The organism is Blastocatellia bacterium (assembly GCA_025055075.1).
Classification (GTDB): Bacteria; Acidobacteriota; Blastocatellia; order HR10; family HR10; genus HR10.
The window spans coordinates 1-17320 of record JANWYV010000051.1 but is presented as its reverse complement, the minus strand read 5'-3'; the positions used below and the strand labels follow the sequence as shown (position 1 = coordinate 17320).

The following is a 17320-nucleotide window of genomic DNA, read 5'->3' as shown; positions in this document are numbered from 1 at the left end:
GCGTCACGCTCTACGGGTTGCTCTGGGGAGGCAATTCCTCCGGCACGAGCTTCGTCTACAGCCCGATTGGGAATATCCAACGCAGCGATGAACTCGGCCCATTGACGACGTGCGCCAACGGAAGTTGCTGAACGAGACCTTCGTGGCACGAAGCCGGAAGCATCCCCTTGTCGGCATCAGCGGCAGACTTCTTCTCGCCTTCGTCATGGGAGGTGCTGTTGGAGTCAGCGCGATGAGCGAGCAGCAAGCGCTCTCGGCGCGCCTCGAAGCGGCAGAGCACGCGGGTCGCGCGATCCGTTTGAAGCTGCGACTTCGAAATGAGAGTGGGCATCGTCTTACGCTCACGCTCGGCGGGCGCCCGGCGTATAACTTCCTCGTAAAGCGCCCGGATGGAACGCTGGTATGGGAATGGCAACGGGGAAAGATCATTCAGCAGATTCTCGAACGCCGAAGCCTCGATCCCGGAGAGGAAGTGATTTTCGAGGAGACATGGAAGTTCGTGGATGCGCGCGGCCGTCGCGTGCCCGCCGGAGAGTATGTGGTGCAGGGCGTGGTGAATCTGGAGCCGCCGGAGAGGCTCTTGACCGATCCGCTGCTTCTGCGGGTTCCCCCACCGAAGAGCGGGCGCAAAGCCGCCGATTGAGATCAACCTCGAACTCGAATAGGCACGAGCGAATTCTCGCTCTCGCGCGCGCCTTTCGCAGATCACTCGTGCAGCCGATCACGCCCAGCCGGGTGGGAGAGCCCAATTGCCTGAAGCTCGCGCAGACACCGGCAGCGTCCAGAGCGCGCGTGAGCAAGTTCCTATAAGGACGACGCTGCTCCCGCGCGCATGCAGAACTACGCCCTTGTCAGGAACAGTCGGCGAGAAGCTCACCCGATCGCAACGGGTCACTCAGCTTATAGGGAGCATCAGTGCGCTCCCGAAATTTGCCCCCCTCAGGACGCTCCAGTGCGTCGCAAACCACCAGGGGCTTTGGCTCGCTTGACAGCAGACGCCGCTGTCGAAAATACTTTGGCTTGAGAAGAGCGGAGGCGGTGAGGTGCGTGAGCCTGGCTGAAACGGACGGTTTGCTAAACCGTTGTAGGGCGATAAGCTCTACCGTGGGTTCGAATCCCACCCTCACCGCCAGAACGATGCGGGAAGCCCAAGCCGAACCTTCGCATGAGCTTCGACTTGGGAACCCCAACATGAGGCGAGCATCGTGAGCCGTATTCGTGTTCGATTCGCGCCATCGCCGACGGGGTATCTGCACGTTGGGGGGGCACGCACGGCCCTTTTCAATTGGCTGTTCGCCCGCAAGCACGGAGGCACGTTCATCCTGCGCATCGAGGATACGGATGTCGAACGCTCCTCCCCGGAGATGATCGAAGGGATTATCGAGGGGCTGCGCTGGTTGGGGTTGGATTGGGACGAAGGGCCGTATCTCCAATCCGAGCGCTTAGCCCTGTATCGCGCGCGAGCGGAAGAATTGGTCGCTTCCGGTTGGGCCTACTATTGCTTCTGCGATCCGGAAGAGCTGGCTGCCAAACGCCAGCAAGCGCTCGCGGAGAAACGGACGTGGAAATATGAAGGCACCTGTCGGTATCTCTCCGCGGGAGAAGTCGCTCGACGGATCGCCGCCGGACATCCGCGCGCGATCCGCTTCAAAGTTCCCGAAGCCGGCGTGACGCGATTCTCCGACCGCGTGTACGGAGAGATCGAAGTGCGCAACGAAAGCCTCGAAGATTTCGTTCTGTTGCGCTCGGATGGCTATCCGACCTACCACCTCTCGGTCGTCGTGGATGACGCCGACATGCGCATCACGCACGTCATTCGCGGCGCGGACCATCTCTCGAATACGCCCAAGCAGGTGCTGCTCTATCGCGCCTTCGGCTGGGAACCGCCGGTCTTCGCGCATGCTCCGCTTATTCTCGGTCCGGATCGGCAACGCCTCTCCAAGCGGCACGGGGCGATGAGCGTGACGGCCTATCGGGACATGGGGTTTCTGCCTGAAGCGATGCGCAATTTCCTGGCGCTGCTCGGATGGTCTCCGGGAGATCCGAGCCGCGAGATCCTGCGCACGAGCGAGCTGATCGAGCTGTTCTCCTTGGAGGGGATCAGTCGAGCGAACGCGATCTTCAATTTCGAGAAAGCCCTGTGGATGAACGCTGAGCATCTTCGCGCGATGAGCGCCGCCGAACTCTTCCCCTTCGTGCGCGCCGAGTTGGAGAAGGAAGGCTTGTGGCGGCCGGAGTATGCTCACGAGCGTCGCGACTGGTTCCTCTGGGTCGTGGATCTCTTGAAAGTCCGTGCGCGCACGCTGCGGGATTTCGTGACGAGCGGACGTCCCTATTTCAGCGATGACTTCCCAATGGATCCTGAAGCCGTTCAGAAGAACCTGCGCCGGGATTCGGCAGTGAGGGAACTCCTCTTAGAACTGGCCGATCGCTTCGAGCACTTGGAGCCCTTCGATCTGCAGACGACCGAGCGCGTCTTGCGCGGTTTGGCGGAAGAGCGCGGAGTGAAAGCCGGCGTGATCATCAATGCCGCGCGCACGGCATTGACTGGAAGCGCCGTGACGCCTGGCATCTTCGATGTCATTGTAGCGATCGGGCGAGAGCGTACCGTCCATCGGTTGCGTCAGGCGGCTCTGGCCTTGTGTTGAGGCGCTCGGCACGCCTTGCGGCTATGATGGGCACAATGCCAAAAGCTCGCGAAGTGAAAGCACGGGATCGGCGAAAGGGCATGGCACGCTGGAGCTTGTGGCTCGCGCTGATCCTGAGCGCGGTCGCTCTTTGGGGAAGACCGTCGCTGGGCGGAGATGGGCCGACTCCCGCGCAGATCAAAGAGGACTTCCTCGAGGCGATGCGCCTCGTGCACACGCAATATGCCGGCGAAGTGGATTCAACGGCGCTTCTGACCTCGACCATTCGAGGTATGCTGGCGGCGCTCGATCCCCACTCCAATTACCTCACGCCGCGCGAGTACGCTGATCTGCGACAGGAGCAGGAGAGCGAGTTCTTCGGCATCGGTGTGACGATCAATCAACGTCGCGGCCGCGTGTACGTGATCTCGGTGACTCCGGGTACGCCTGCCGATCGGGCTGGCTTGCGCTATGGCGATGCCATCCTCGCCGTTGATGGGCGATCGGCTGAAGGTTGGTCCACGCAAGAAGTCGCCCGTCGCGTGCGTGGCGAACGTGGGACGACCGTCGAGCTGACGGTTGAGCGTGCTGGGGAGGCGACACCGCTCACCTTTCGTATCGCGCGCGCACCGATTCCGCTGCCCACTATTCGCACGGCCTTCGTGATCCGTCCTGGCGTCGGCTATCTTGGCCTCACGGGAGGATTTCAGAGCACGACGACCGAAGAGCTGGACGAACAGCTCCGTCGGCTGAAGGCGCAAGGCGTCAAAGCGCTGCTCCTCGACTTGCGGGGGAATCCCGGAGGACTCCTCGATCAAGCCGTCGGTGTCGCCAGTCGATTCCTGCGTCCCGGGGAGACGGTCGTCCGGATTCGCGGACGCACTCGCGAACGCCATTTCAAAGCTGAGAGCGAGCGGACGGAGGACATGCCCATGGTCGTCCTCATCAATCGCGCGTCCGCCTCAGCCTCGGAAATCGTGGCCGGCGCGCTGCAGGATCACGATCGGGCATTGATCGTGGGCGAGACGAGCTTCGGCAAAGGGCTCGTGCAAACGGTCATCCCGCTGTTGCGGGGCACGGCCGGGGCGCTCACGCTCTCGACAGCGCGATACTATACCCCCTCAGGTCGCCTCATCCAACGCGACTATCGCAATGTCTCCGCCTACGAATACCGCGTGGGGCGTCCCAATGGGCGACCTCCGGGACCGGCAGCGCGCACCGATGGTGGACGACGCGTCTACGGCGGCGGAGGGATTGAACCGGACATCCCCGTTCCCGTGACATCCGATCCCGTGCGCTCCCGACTCTTCGGTGCGGTGTTCGAGTTCATGCGCCATCTCGTCAACGGACGCATCCCGCGGTTCGAATACTTCCGAATTGAGCGACAGCGAGAGCCCGCCTCTCCGAAGGATCTCTTCATCGAGGTGAGCGACTCGCTGATCGAAGCCTTCATCGCATTCGCCACTCGGCGAAACGATCTGGGCGTAACGGAGATGGACATTCGCACGCATCTCGACTATGTGCGCCAGAAGATGCGAGAGGAACTGGCCACCGCGCGCTTCGGGATTGATGCGGCCACCCGCGTGATCCTCGAATCCGATGAGCAGGTTCACCGCGCGTTAGAGGCCATCCCGCAGGCGCGACAGTTGGTCGAGAATTTCCGCGAGCGTCGCCGGCGATGATTCCCATGCGCGCGCGTGGATATCTCGTCCTGATCCTCCTGCTTCTTGGCGAATTCCTTCGAGTGCCAGCGCTCGCGCAGACGAAACCACCATCTCTGGATCAAGTGCTCACAGCCCTTCAAGCGAAATACGCGAGTGTGCGCACGCTGTCGGCCGATTTCGTGCAAATCTACATAGCGGCCGGCTCGCCCCCGCGTCGCGAGGAAGGGACGGTTCTCCTAGCGCGCCCGCGCCGCATGCGGTGGCATTATCGCCAGCCCGAGGAAAAGCTCTTCATCTCCGATGGTACGCACGTCTACCTCTATGTGCCGGCCGAGCGACAGGTCATTCGCGCGAAGATTCGCGAGGCTGAGGACATCAAGGCCGCCTTCGCCTTCCTGCTCGGCGAGCTGAACCTGCGCCGTCTGTTCGCGCGCATCGAGCGGATCCACAATCCGCCGCCGCTTCAGGCGGGTAATCTCATCTTGCGATTCATCCCCAAAGATACGCGGCTCGGCTTCTCCGAATTGATCGCCGAGATCTCCCCCACATCGCTTCACGTCGTTCGCGTCTCAATTCGCGAGTTGGACGGTGCGCGCTCGGACTTCCTCTTTTCGAACATTCGGGAGAACGTGCCCGCCTCACGTTCCGCCTTCGCGCTCACGATCCCTCCCGGCGTTCAAATCCTCGACGCGCAATAGCAATGCGGCGCGAGAAGCCGTAGAATGAGAGGAGAACGCGATGTTCGCGGATGTCGCTCTCGCGGTGAAGACCCACCGGACATTCACCTATCGGGTGCCCGAGGGGATGACGGCTCCCGTGGGTGCGCGGGTCGTCGTGCCATTTGGCGCGAAGGTGCTCGTGGGGTTTGTTGTCGCGCTGATGGAAGAGCCCCCGCCCTATTTGGAGGAATCGGCCATTAAGCCGATTTTGGCCGTCCTAGACGAGACGCCACTTCTCACTCCCGATCTATTGGAGTTAACGCGGTGGGTCGCTGAGTATTATTTCGCCCCGTGGGGGGAAGTCATTCGGGCGGCCGTACCGCCAGGACTCACCTCAGCCGTCGCGGAAGTCTTCTCGATCACCGAACGCGGGCGTGCGGCTTTAGCGGAGATGACGAGCGGACGACAGAAGCGTTCGCGACGCGCGCATATTCTGGCGCAGCTCGCTTCGGCAGCCTCGCTCCCCGCCTCCCAATTCGCCAAGCAGTTTGGCGCGCAGCGAGCACAGACGACGCTGCGGGAACTAGAGCGACGCGGCGAGATTTCGCGCCAATACGCGATCGTCGAACCGCGCGTGAAGCCCAAGCAAGAGGAAGTCGTCGTGTGGATCGGCCCGCCTCGCGTGTCCGAAGGGAATGGGGCTGATGGAGACGCCGAGCGCGCGAGCCCACGGCGACATGCGCGAATGAGGGCGCGCCTTCAGGCCCTACTGCAGGACGCTCGCGAGCCTCTCCCCTTGCGGGAAGTCGCCGAACAAATCGGCGTGCGCCCAGCCACGATTCGCGCCCTTCAACAGGAAGGCCTCGTTCGCATCTTCTCTCGACCGGTCGCACGAGATCCACTCGCGCACGTCGAAATCTCTCCCCCCGAATGGTTCGAGCTGACGCCGGAACAGCAGGCGGCGCTCGAGCAAATCACGCGAAAGCTCGACGACGGGACATACGCGGCGTTTCTGCTGCACGGTGTGACCGGAAGCGGCAAGACCGAGGTCTACATCCGCGCCATCCATCATGCGCTCGCGCGCGGGAAGACGGCGCTCATGCTGGTGCCGGAGATCGCGCTGACGCCTATGCTCGGCCGACGCCTGCGCGCTCATTTTGGGCGAAACGTGGCTCTGTGGCACTCTTCTCTCTCCGAAGGCGAACGATTCGATCAATGGCAGCGCATCGCGCGGGGAGAAGCACGCGTCGTCCTCGGCACGCGCTCAGCGGTCTTCGCGCCGCTTCCCGATCTCGGCTTGATCATCGTGGATGAGGAGCACGATCCGTCGTACAAACAGGACGAGGTCCCGCGCTATCATGGACGCGATACGGCCATCATGCGCGCGCTTCGGCATCAGGCCGTCGTGATTTTGGGCAGCGCGACGCCATCGTTGGAGTCGTATCACAACGCGCGCACAGGCAAATACATCTATCTGCGCCTCGGCGAGCGAATCGGGGGTCGATCGTTGGCACAGGTGCAGGTCGTGGATATGCGGGAAGTGTTCGCTCGCTATGGGCGCCAGGTCGTGCTCTCGGACGAGCTGGTGGACGCGCTCCGGGAGACACTCGCCCGAGGAGAGCAAGCGATCCTTCTGCTCAACCGGCGCGGCTTCTCGTCTCTCGTCCTCTGCCGCCGCTGCGGCCTGAGCATGCGCTGCCCGCGCTGCGATGTCTCACTCACGTATCACCGATCGGTCGAGCAACTCATCTGCCACTACTGCAATTATCGCATGCCCGTGCTCACGCGCTGCCCTAGTTGCGATGGGGAGTACATCTATTTCGCCGGCGTAGGGACGGAACAGGTCGAGGAGCGGATGCGCCGCCTTTTTCCCGATGTGCGCCTCGCGCGATTGGACCGCGATACTGCGAGCCGACGCCGCGCCTACGAGCACATCATAACCGCCTTCGCGGTCGGCCAAACGCAGGTGCTCATCGGTACACAAATGGTCGCCAAAGGTCATGACTTCCCGAACGTGACGCTCGTCGGCATCATCTCCGTGGATGCCATCTTGGGGTTGCCGGATTTCCGCGCCGCCGAGCGCGCGTTTCAACTTCTCACGCAATCAGCCGGCCGCGCCGGACGCGGCGATCTCCCTGGACGCGTGATCCTTCAAACCTACTACCCGGAGCACTACGTCCTCCGCTACGCGGCGGCACAAGATTACGAGGGCTTCTATCAGCGCGAGATTCACTTCCGCCAGATGTTGCACTATCCGCCGATCACGACGCTCATCCAAGTGCTCGTCCAACATCGGGATTTCGAGCGGGCGAATGCACTCGCGCAAGAGTTGGCGCGGTATCTCCGCGAGGGAGAGTGGGCCGGCCTCCTGCGCGTGCTCGGGCCAGCTCCGGCTCCGTTGGGGCGGTTGCGCGGCCGCCATCGCTTGCAAATTCTCATCAAGAGTCGCCAGCGTCTGACCGCGCATCGGGCCCTAGACCTCGCACTGGAGAATCTGCGCGCCGCGGGCTTCGATACGCATGCCCTGGTCATCGACCCCGATCCCGTCGCGGTGATGTGAGCGCTCGCTGGATCCCCCAGCGTCGCCTGAACCGAAGACGCTGAAGGACGCTGGTCCCGAATGTGAGGATGCACATGACTAGCGAAGAGCATCGGCACGTGAAGAGCATTCCTTCATCGCTTCTCCCGAGGCGATTTTCTCAAGGAACATCGAAACGCCGAAGGCGAAGCGGCGAGCGCGTGACCTCGCGCCGAAAGGAGTCTTGACAATGCCTGATCCCTCGCCTACTTCTTTGCCGGATGAAATCGAGGAAGGAGGAATCGGCCATGCGCCTGGTGAAGGTGAACGCCAGCATCGGCGTCGCATTCATTCTGGTTGTCGTGAGCGTTTCCATCTCCCGGCCTGCGCGCATGGAGCGCGAGGCCGAAGATAGAGTCGCACTCGGATATGGGGGACGCTTCTTGCGCTTAGAAGGGAAATGGCTGCGCGTGAGCTCGCGAGGTCTTCTCATCAGCCGCGATCAAGGGGCAAGCTGGCAGCCGGTGACGCGCGGTCTCGATCCCGACGTCTTTCCTTTGGTCCTCGCCGCCGCGCCGAGCGATCCCCAACGGGTGTATCTCGGGACGCGGCGACACGGCCTCTATCGCAGCGACGATGGCGGCGAGAGCTGGCGATCGGTCGCTCAAGGCCTTCCCGAAGCTTCCATCGGTCGCCTCCTCGTCCATCCGGATGATGCCGACGTCGTGTACGCCGTGACGGACCTTTACGGCATCTACCGCACGCGCGACGGAGGGACTTCGTGGGAGGCTGCGAACGCGGGACTTCCAGTCCCCCTCGCCTATCGAACCTTTACGCCGCTGCTCGCGATGAACCCACTGGAACCATCGCTCCTGTACGCCGTGATCGGGGCTCCGATTCACTCTCATCGCGTGGACGTCGCGCTCTACAAGAGCCGCGATAGTGGCCAAACGTGGGAGCGCTTCGCTGAGCTTCCCGATGACGTGCGCTTCGAACACGTGAGAATCAGCGCGCGAAATCCTCGCGAGTTGGAACTCTTCGCGCGCGGACGAATCATTCGCATTTTGGACGATGAGATGGGGGCGCACGCGGATGAGTTCACTGCGAGCGATCGCTCGCCTCAGGAAGCGAACGCATGGACGATGGCCGCCGCTCAAGATTTCGATGCCGGAGACATCGCCGTTCTGCATGATGACGGCACGTTGATGCACGTCTTCGATCTGATGGGAAAGAGCGTGCAGTTCATCCCCATCGGCAGTGGGGGATTCGCCCTCTCCCTCTCCAGTCTCGCCTTCGATGACGACCTCGGGCAGAAGCTGAACCTGGGCAACGATGATAGCGTGGAGATCGCCCTTCCTTTCGACTTTCCATTTTACGGGCGAGATCGCAACCGAGTGTTCGTGAACTCCAACGGGACCCTCTCGTTCGGAGGACGGCGGCTCGCCCCAAATCCTTCTACGGTGAGCGATCTGCCGATGATCGCGCCATTGTGGACGGACTTGGATCCAAGCGCTCAGGGAGGTGTCTTCGTCAAGACGACCTCGGAGCGCGTCACCATCACCTGGAGCAATGTGCCGAAAGCGCGCACATCCCTCATCAACACCTTCCAGGTCGTTCTCGAACGGAGCGGGCGATTCTCAATGAGCTTTCGGCGTGTGGACGCGCCGACGGGGCTCACGGGCGTCTTCAATGGAAATGTATTCGCTCAGATCGTCTTCGGTCGCTCGGTGGATTTCTCGGATGATCTCCCCATTCGGGATTCCACCCTCCCGGCGGTGTATGAGCTGTTTGATGGCGTCTTTCGCGATCCGCAGATCGCCCGCCGGTTTTATCTTACGCACGCGGACGACTTCGACATGCTGGTCGTCTTCGGCGCCAGCTCCATCCCCTACGATGTGACCGATGGGGCGTTCGCCTACTACAAGCCGATCCGAAACAACGTGAATGGGATCGGGCAAAGCATAGGGACGTTCAATGGTGGACCTCGAGCGTTCGGGAGCCAAGGTCGCCTTCAAGGCTTCCTCAACATGAACAAGCTCTCGCGGTATCCGGCTGATCCCGAGCAGGTGTTCTTCAACAACCTCCACTCGCCGCTCACGCTCCTGGCGCGGGAGACCGGACGCCGATGGCTCGCCTATGTGAACTTCAACGACAATGGAGTGGAAAGCAGTGCCCTGCGGAATTATTCCAACGAATGGAGCTTCTTCCTGGATACCGACGCTTCAGTCATGGGGGGGAACAATTGGGTGGATAATCGAGATGGGACGTTCGAGAGTCTGGAGGCGACGTTGCGCTACAGTCCGCTCGATCATTACCTCATGGGCCTCCGTTCGCCGCGCGATGTCCCCGATTTCTTCCTGATCATTCCCCCAGACGGATACACGCGGCGCTCGCCGAGCAGTCCGCCGGAACCTGGCGCTATCGTCCCGGGGACGTCGAAGAAGATCACCGTGCGCCAGATCATCGAGGTCGAGGGCCAACGCACGCCCGCATATCCGCAAGCCCCTCGACTCTTTCGCCAAGCGTTCATTCTGGTCGTGCCGCGGGGGGAGACTGTCTCCGCAAGCGATTTGGAGAAGCTCAATCGCCTCCGCCAAGAGTGGGAGATCTTCTTCCGCATCGCGACCGGCGGCCGAGCGCGTATTTCCACCCGCTTGACCCCGACGCCGTGATGAAAACAGAGCGCTGATCCCGGCACCATATGCGATGCGAGCGATGTCTGCCGGCGCTCTGAGCGCCCTTTTCTCTCGACCCGATCCTCGCCCCGAGCCAAAGAGTGATGGCTTCACCAAAAGGCGAAGACAATAGCAGCGATGCGGGGGGCCGTTGGGGCATGCCCTTCCGCTCGGTCACCCTGGGTCTGGGCGCTCGAAGTATGGCGTTTCCTTGACGGATTCTGGCGAAACCGTGGAAAATTGAAAGTCAAAATCTCGAGGAGTGAGGACCGGGCATGTATCGAGGGCGCGAAGGAATGTGGTCGTGGATCCTGCATCGCGTGACCGGATTGGGCATTCTTTTATTTCTCGCGATCCACATCGTGGACATTTACCTCTTGGGATGGCCGGACCTGTTCAATAAGCTCCTCTTCCTGTACCGCCATCCGGTCTTTCGCGTGGCCGAGGTCTTTTTGGTCGCCGCTGTGCTCTATCATGCGCTCAACGGCCTTCGCATCTTGCTGGTGGATTTCTGGGTGGAGGGGACGCGATTTCATCGCCAGATCTTTTGGGCGCAGATCGTGATCTTCTTGCTCATTTGGATCCCGGCGTCGTTTCTGATGCTCAGCCCGGTCGTCTTCGGACGATGAGGAGAGGAGGTATGTACGCGGGACGAGAGCGGCCGACGGGCGGATTCGAGTTATTCGCGTGGTTCTTCATGCGTATTTCCGGAATCGTCTTGGTCCTTTTGGTGCTCGGGCATCTGGCCATTATGCATGTGATCCACACAGTAGACGAAATCGACTTCGATTTCGTCGCGAGGCGCTGGGCGAGTCCATTCTGGCGCACGTATGATCTGGTAATGCTGTGGTTGGCGTTGCTGCATGGCCTGAACGGATTGCGGACGGTCATTGACGATTACGTGCGTCGGAGGGGTTGGCGGGTGGTGGCGCTCACGGCGCTCGCGCTCGTCGGCTTCGTTCTCCTAGCCATGGGCACGCAGATCATCTTCACGTTTGAGGCTACGACGAGTCGAGCAGCGGCCGAGCTTCCATAGAGAGAGGACAACCGTATGACGACGTTTCACCGGTATGATGCTGTGATCGTTGGCGCGGGCGGAGCGGGCTTGCGCGCGGCGCTCGAAGTCGCGCGCGTGACGCCGCGCGTGGCTGTCGTGAGCAAGCTCTATCCCATTCGCTCGCATACGGGGACTGCACAAGGAGGGATCGGCGCCGCCCTCGGCAACATGGAAGAGGATCATTGGGAGTGGCACATGTTCGACACGGTGAAAGGCAGCGATTATTTGGCCGATCAAGATGCCGTCGAGATCATGTGCCAGGAAGCGATCACGTGCGTCTATGAGCTGGAACATTGGGGATTGCCCTTCGATCGCACGCCGGACGGAAAGATCGCGCAGCGGCGCTTCGGCGGTCATACGCGCAATTTCGGGGAAGCCCCTGTGCGGCGAGCGTGTCATGCCGCCGATCGAACGGGCCACATGATCTTGCAGACGCTCTATCAGCAGTGCATCAAGCACGAGGTCACGTTCTTCAATGAATTTCATGTCGTGGACCTGCTGCTGGAGGATAACGTGTGCCGGGGGATCGTCGCCCTCTCGCTCGCCGATGGGGAGTTGCACGTCTTTCACGCCAAGGCCGTGCTCTTCGCTACGGGCGGATTCGGTCGCATGTATAAAGTCACGAGCAACGCTCGTTCCCTCACCGGCGACGGCGTGGCGATCGCCCTGCGGCGGGGCATTCCTCTGGAGGACATGGAGTTCTTCCAATTCCACCCGACGGGAATTTACAAGCTCGGCATTCTCATCTCCGAGGCTGCGCGCGGAGAAGGGGGGATCTTGCGCAACCGACAGGGCGAACGCTTCATGGAGCGATATGCGCCGACGCTATTGGATTTGGCGCCGCGCGACATCATTTCCCGCTGCATGTACACGGAGATTCGCGAGGGGCGCGGCATTGATGGGAAGGATTATTTGCATCTGGATCTGACGCACCTCGGCCGCGAGGTCATCGAGAAGAAGCTGCCCGACATCACGGACTTCGCCCGCACCTATCTCGGAATTGATCCCGTTCGCGAGCCGATCCCGGTGCAGCCGACGGCTCATTATGCAATGGGGGGGATTCCGACGGACGTGCGCGGTCGCGTGATTCGAGATGAGCAAAACACGCCCGTGCTGGGCTTCTATGCCGCCGGCGAATGCGCCTGCGTCTCCGTCCATGGCGCGAATCGGCTCGGCACGAATTCGCTCGTGGATATCCTCGTCTTCGGAAAGCTGGCCGGTCGCGATATGGGCGAATACATTCGCGGGGCGGATTTCGCGCCTCTGCCCAAAGATGCGGACGGACCGGCTCGCGAGGAATGCGAGCGATTGCTCACGAGCAACGGCTCGGAATCAATCGCGCGATTGCGCGAGATCTTGCAACGCGAGATGATGGACAAGGCCTCCGTCTTTCGCACGCAAGAGGGACTGGAGGCCATGCTCACGACCCTGAAGGAGCTGAAAGACCGATACCGGCGCGTGCGTCTGCAGGATAAGGGGAAGATCTTCAACACCGACTTGCAGGAAGCGTTGGAATTGGGATACTTGCTCGATCTGGCCGAAGTGACGGTCGTCAGCGCATTGGCGCGACGCGAGAGTCGCGGTGCGCACTATCGCGAGGACTTCCCCAAGCGCAACGACGCCGAGTGGCTCAAGCACACGCTCGCCTATCGCCTCAACGGCGAATTCGAGCTGCGCTATAAGCCGGTGGTGATCACTCGATTCCAACCCGTCGAGCGGAAATATTGAGGCGGAGCAATCGTATGCGCGTGATGTTGAAGATCAAACGGTTCAATCCCGAACGCGATCGAGAGCCGTATTGGGCCGAATACGAGGTGGAAGTCGAGCCGGTGGATCGCGTTCTGGATGCCTTGGAATACGTCAAATGGCATCTCGATGGGACGCTCACGTTCCGTCGCTCGTGCGCGCATGGCATCTGCGGTTCAGACGCCATGCTCATCAACGGGCGCAATCGGCTGGCTTGCAAAGTGCTCGTCAAAGAGCTGGGCGCGCGCATCACGGTGGAACCTCTGCGGGGATTCCCGGTGATCAAGGATCTGGTGGTGGACATGGAGAGCTTCTTCGCGAAGTATCGAGCGATCAAGCCGTATCTCATCAACGATGAACCGCCGCCGGAGACCGAGCGGCGTCAATCGCCCGAGGAGCGCGCCCGCTTCGATGATACGACCAAATGCATCTTATGCGCGGCGTGCACGACTTCCTGCCCATCGTTCTGGGCCAATGGTGAATACATTGGCCCGGCGGCGATCGTGAATGCTCATCGGTTCATCTTCGACAGTCGAGACCGCGGGGGAGCCGAACGTTTGGCCATTCTGAACGCTCGCATGGGGGTTTGGCGCTGCCGGACGATCTTCAACTGCGTCGAGGCATGCCCACGCGGGATTGACGTCACCCGCGCCATCGCCGAAGTGAAGCGCGCTTTGCTCTTCTCGAGCCTCTAGTGCGAGTTTTCCCCGAAGGAGGGGCCGGGTCGTTTTTCCCCCGCCTCCACCCCTCGGCCCCTCCGTTTGCGTCATCGCACGATCTCCTCATACGCTGAGCGAATGCGCCGCCGATGCTCGTGATGTTCGCGTTCCAATTCCTCTGGCGAGGCGTAACCGAGCCACTTGACCACTTCTTCGAGCGTCGCGCGCTGAAGGGGGAAAATGGGCCGAGGACGCCCGAACAACAAGCGCAAGATGTGATCGAGTTGGCGAAGAAACCGGTATCCGGCGGAGAGGCTTTCGGACTGCGCGGGCGTGAGGACGCCTTGCTCGCGCAGATAGTCGAGTAGTGGGAGCGTCCCGCGCTCCTCGGGTTCAGGCAGGTGATGCCGCAACTGCAGATAGCGAGTGGCGAAGTAGACGTCCATCATCCCCCCGCGGCCGAATTTGAAATTCCGAGCCGAGCTGGGACGCGCTTTCTCCCGCTCGATCCGATCCCGCATCTCACGCACATCGCGCGCGAGCGTCTCGGCTTCCCCCACCCGCGGCTGAAGGATGAGCGCCTGCAGCTCCGCGTGAAGGCGCCGACCGAAGTCCGAATCTCCGGCGACGGGGAAAGCTTTCAAATATGCGAGCCGCTCCCATACGACCGCCTTCGTCCTCAGATAGTCGCAAAAGGCCGAACGACTCAGCGCCAGCGGCGTCGCGCTCCCGCCTGGCCGCAGCCGCACGTCCACGCGATAGAGATATCCCTCGTGCGTGATCGTCGAGAGGATGTGGATCAGGAGCTCCACCAAGTGACTATAGGCCTCCTGCGCGGAGAGTCGAGCGAGTGGACTCCCCATGCGATCATCGTAGACGACGAGCACGTCCAGATCCGAACCATAATCCACGCCGTTATGGCCCAACCGTCCCAAACCGAGGATAGCGAAGATCGCTGGCCCTTCCCCCACGCCGTACTTCCGCCGCAACGCCGCGAGCGCTAACTCGCTGGCGACTTCAAGCGCGGCCGAGGCCAGCGCCGTTTGCCACGCATTAACCTGGCGCAACGGCGCCCGATGCGCGACGTCCGCATACCCGATGCGGAGAAGCTCCTCGGTCCAGGCTCGACGCAATGCGTTCATGGAGCGCGCCAGGTCATCTCCGTCACCTTCCGACGTTACCCCCCTCCTGAGGCGATGCGCATATCCGGCGCAGTCGGCCGCTCCCAAGGTATCCGTCGCGCTCGCGATGCTCGCAAGGAGCACGGGTCGCCGAATTGCCATGTGCGAGAGGAAATCGCTCGTGCCGAAGAATCCGAGCAGTCGGGGCAACTCTGCGCCCAGCCAAGACCTCGCCTCCGTTCGACTGGCGTTCGACGAGCGCGCCGGATCCCGATGGCGCTCAAACGCCTCCAGCTCAGCGATCCACGCGCTGAAGTTCACGACGGCCCGTTTCGGATTGAGCGCTCGTTCCAATCCCTGGACGATCTGCGATTTCGTCACAGTCAACGATGGGGACGAACGCCCAAGGCTTCGTTCCACAGTCGCCACCAGGGCTTCCAAGGACGACGGCGTCCCGACCACCGCGCGAGTCGGATGCGGCGCGCGCCCCAGTGGGGCTTTCTCACGGAAGACGCGCTCGAAGATCTCCACGACCTGTCGACGATGCCGCTCCAGATCATCCAACAGCGCTCGCGAATCCGCATATCCCATACGACGAGCCAGACGCCGGAGCCGCTCTTCCTCCATCGGCACGACGTGCGTGCGCACTCCATGCTCCATTTGGAGCCGATGTTCGAGCGTGCGCAGGAACACATAAGCCTCCGCCAAACGCGCTCGCTCTTGATCGGTCAACCAGCCCTTATCGGCAAGTCGCCCCAGCGCGATGAGGACCTGTGGATGGCGCACCCATGGATCCCGCCCGCCACTGTAGAGCTGCAGCGCTTGTACGATGAATTCGATCTCGCGAATGCCCCCGCGACCGAGCTTGATGTCCAATCCGTTGACCGACGCCTTCTCTTGATCCAGCCGCTCTTTGGAGGCGCGAATCTCATCCAGGATCTCCGCGAGTGGTTCCGGCCGATAAATCGCATCGCCCACGCGCGCCAAGAACTCTCGCACGAGCGCTTCGCTTCCAGCGGCCGCGCGCGCGCGAATGAGCGCCTGCCGTTCCCACTGGCGCGCCTCCGTGCGATAGTAAGTGACCGCCTCTTGCAACGTCGTCACCAGATCGCCGTCGCGTCCTCGCGGACGCAATCGCAAATCCACCCGATAGACCGCTCCCTCCGGGCCAATCCCGCTCACCCACCGCGTGATGCGCTCGGCGAGCTTGGTGAAAAATTCCCTGTTCGTCACGCGACGCGACGAAGCCCATCCCTCGCCCGAGTAGAGGTAAAAGAGGTCAATGTCCGAGGCATAATTCAACTCCTGACTCCCCAACTTCCCCAAAGCGACGATGGCGAACTCGGCCTCTCGCAAGCGACCGCGCGCATCGGCGACTTCTGGCCGACCATAACGCTCCACCAAATCCTGCCAACATCGCCATAATGCGTATTGCAGGATGACGTCAGCCAGATCCGAAAGCTCGCGCATCGTCTCCGAGAGCGTCGCCAATCGTAGGCAATCGCGGGCATAGATGCGCAGCAGCTCTCGCTGCTTGAAGCGAAATAGGATGCGCGAATCCTCCATCTCCGTCTGCATGGCCGCAAAGCGCGCCAAGTCCTCCAGCAACTCATCCTTCGACTTCATGCGCTCCAATTCCTCAGCAGCGAGCCACTGGATGTACTCGGGATGCGCGAGCACGACCTCCCCCAGATACGCGCTGTGGGTGACCAAGACGAGCAGATGCACGAGGAGCGATGGCCGCGCCTTGCAGATCGGCGCCACCTCGGGATGTTCCTCGAAAAGCCGCACCAAAAACGTGCGCGCCGCTTCCGGCGTCGGCAAGCTCTCAACGAAATCCTCCGAAAGCTGCGGCATCATTCGCCCATTTCCCACCAGGGGATTGTATGGGAACTCGCTTCAGGCAAGCAACCAATGCACGATCGCCTCGCTCCCAAACCGGCCCCCGCTAGACATCAAAGCCCGCCTCTCATCGCCATAGGGAAAAGCTGAAGCCCAACGCCGTCCGACGGCCTTCCCCCAGCCGCTCTTCTCTCACGCTTCTTGCGCTAGGGCCGGAGCCCACCGCGTCCCCTCGCTGTACCCCTAGGTCGGTCCCAACCGCTCGGCTATCCAAGAACCGTAAGACAGCTCCGCCGCAACCGCTCTTCCTCAAGACAGCAATCGGGCCATCGCTCTCGCTCCGGATCAATGCTCCTCGGGTCTCTCATGGTCAACTCGGAGCGCCCGGTCCCGCTCCGGTGAGGGCATCGCGCGTGGCGATTCGCGACGGCTTCTCCGCCTGTGCGAGACGAACGATTAACGAAAACCTCAGGAACATTTTCCACACATTTTTCTTCGCCCTAACGCAAAGTTAAACCGGCCGCCCCATAATGAGGATGCACAACAGCCCGTCAAATCTCAGGAAAGGAGGTTCGAGAGATGACCAAGCGATACCAAGGACAGGGTGAGCGACGAGGGGAAACGTTCTCGCAAATTCTCAAACGGCGGTTGGCGCGCCGGTCCTTCTTGAAAGGAGCGGCGGCGACGGTTCCCCTACTCATCGTGGATCCCAGCCGAGTGTTCTCGCGACCGCAAGGATCTTCGACGCTGGC

Annotated in this window: 11 protein-coding genes and 1 tRNA gene; 11 read left to right on the top strand and 1 reads right to left on the bottom strand. The window is 61.7% G+C overall.

Going from position 1 to position 17320, the window contains the following annotated elements; translation table 11 throughout:
* The first annotated feature begins 142 nt into the window (after nt 1-142).
* The 11 genes from NZ746_11630 (at nt 143) to NZ746_11580 (ending at nt 13641) form a co-directional block, all read left to right on the top strand.
* A complete protein-coding gene (locus NZ746_11630; GenBank protein ID MCS6818004.1) occupies nt 143-643 on the top strand; it encodes a BsuPI-related putative proteinase inhibitor in 501 nt (166 codons plus the stop codon).
* Nucleotides 644-1037: 394 nt separating this feature from the next.
* A tRNA-Ser gene (locus NZ746_11625) sits at nt 1038-1132 on the top strand.
* 73 nt (nt 1133-1205) lie between these two features.
* On the top strand, nt 1206-2648 hold the full coding sequence (gltX, locus tag NZ746_11620) for a glutamate--tRNA ligase (GenBank protein ID MCS6818003.1): 1443 nt from the start codon (nt 1206-1208) through the stop codon (nt 2646-2648).
* Nucleotides 2649-2683: 35 nt separating this feature from the next.
* Nucleotides 2684-4309, top strand: coding sequence for a S41 family peptidase (locus NZ746_11615; protein ID MCS6818002.1), 1626 nt, complete (start codon nt 2684-2686; stop codon nt 4307-4309).
* Nucleotides 4310-4314: 5 nt separating this feature from the next.
* Complete coding sequence (locus tag NZ746_11610; protein ID MCS6818001.1) at nt 4315-4989, top strand: outer membrane lipoprotein carrier protein LolA; 675 nt, start codon at nt 4315-4317, stop codon at nt 4987-4989.
* Between the two features lie 40 nt (nt 4990-5029).
* Nucleotides 5030-7510, top strand: a complete 2481-nt coding sequence (gene priA, locus NZ746_11605) for a primosomal protein N' (GenBank protein ID MCS6818000.1) — start codon at nt 5030-5032, stop codon at nt 7508-7510.
* Nucleotides 7511-7776: 266 nt separating this feature from the next.
* Complete coding sequence (locus tag NZ746_11600) at nt 7777-10140, top strand: hypothetical protein (GenBank protein MCS6817999.1); 2364 nt, start codon at nt 7777-7779, stop codon at nt 10138-10140.
* A 278-nt stretch (nt 10141-10418) separates the two neighbouring features.
* Complete coding sequence (gene sdhC, locus NZ746_11595) at nt 10419-10772, top strand: succinate dehydrogenase, cytochrome b556 subunit (GenBank protein ID MCS6817998.1); 354 nt, start codon at nt 10419-10421, stop codon at nt 10770-10772.
* Nucleotides 10773-10783: 11 nt separating this feature from the next.
* The gene (sdhD, locus tag NZ746_11590) at nt 10784-11179 is read left to right on the top strand and encodes a succinate dehydrogenase, hydrophobic membrane anchor protein (protein ID MCS6817997.1); all 396 of its coding nucleotides are present in this window, start codon (nt 10784-10786) and stop codon (nt 11177-11179) included.
* A 15-nt stretch (nt 11180-11194) separates the two neighbouring features.
* The gene (sdhA, locus tag NZ746_11585; GenBank protein ID MCS6817996.1) at nt 11195-12928 is read left to right on the top strand and encodes a succinate dehydrogenase flavoprotein subunit; all 1734 of its coding nucleotides are present in this window, start codon (nt 11195-11197) and stop codon (nt 12926-12928) included.
* A 14-nt stretch (nt 12929-12942) separates the two neighbouring features.
* Nucleotides 12943-13641 (top strand): succinate dehydrogenase iron-sulfur subunit, encoded by a 699-nt coding sequence (locus NZ746_11580; protein MCS6817995.1) that lies wholly within the window; start codon nt 12943-12945, stop codon nt 13639-13641.
* Nucleotides 13642-13712: 71 nt separating this feature from the next.
* On the opposite strand, the gene NZ746_11575 is transcribed toward NZ746_11580, so the two are convergent.
* Nucleotides 13713-16586, bottom strand: coding sequence for a hypothetical protein (locus NZ746_11575; GenBank protein MCS6817994.1), 2874 nt, complete (start codon nt 16584-16586; stop codon nt 13713-13715).
* Between the last annotated feature and the right edge of the window lie 734 nt (nt 16587-17320).

Coding starts and splice junctions, on each gene's coding strand:
- priA (MCS6818000.1), top strand. CDS start 5,030: ATGTTCGCGGATGTCGCTCTCGCGGTGAAGACCCACCGGACATTCACC.
- sdhA (MCS6817996.1), top strand. CDS start 11,195: ATGACGACGTTTCACCGGTATGATGCTGTGATCGTTGGCGCGGGCGGA.
- sdhD (MCS6817997.1), top strand. CDS start 10,784: ATGTACGCGGGACGAGAGCGGCCGACGGGCGGATTCGAGTTATTCGCG.
- NZ746_11610 (MCS6818001.1), top strand. CDS start 4,315: ATGCGCGCGCGTGGATATCTCGTCCTGATCCTCCTGCTTCTTGGCGAA.
- NZ746_11615 (MCS6818002.1), top strand. CDS start 2,684: ATGCCAAAAGCTCGCGAAGTGAAAGCACGGGATCGGCGAAAGGGCATG.
- NZ746_11580 (MCS6817995.1), top strand. CDS start 12,943: ATGCGCGTGATGTTGAAGATCAAACGGTTCAATCCCGAACGCGATCGA.
- sdhC (MCS6817998.1), top strand. CDS start 10,419: ATGTATCGAGGGCGCGAAGGAATGTGGTCGTGGATCCTGCATCGCGTG.
- NZ746_11600 (MCS6817999.1), top strand. CDS start 7,777: ATGCGCCTGGTGAAGGTGAACGCCAGCATCGGCGTCGCATTCATTCTG.
- NZ746_11575 (MCS6817994.1), bottom strand. CDS start 16,586: ATGATGCCGCAGCTTTCGGAGGATTTCGTTGAGAGCTTGCCGACGCCG.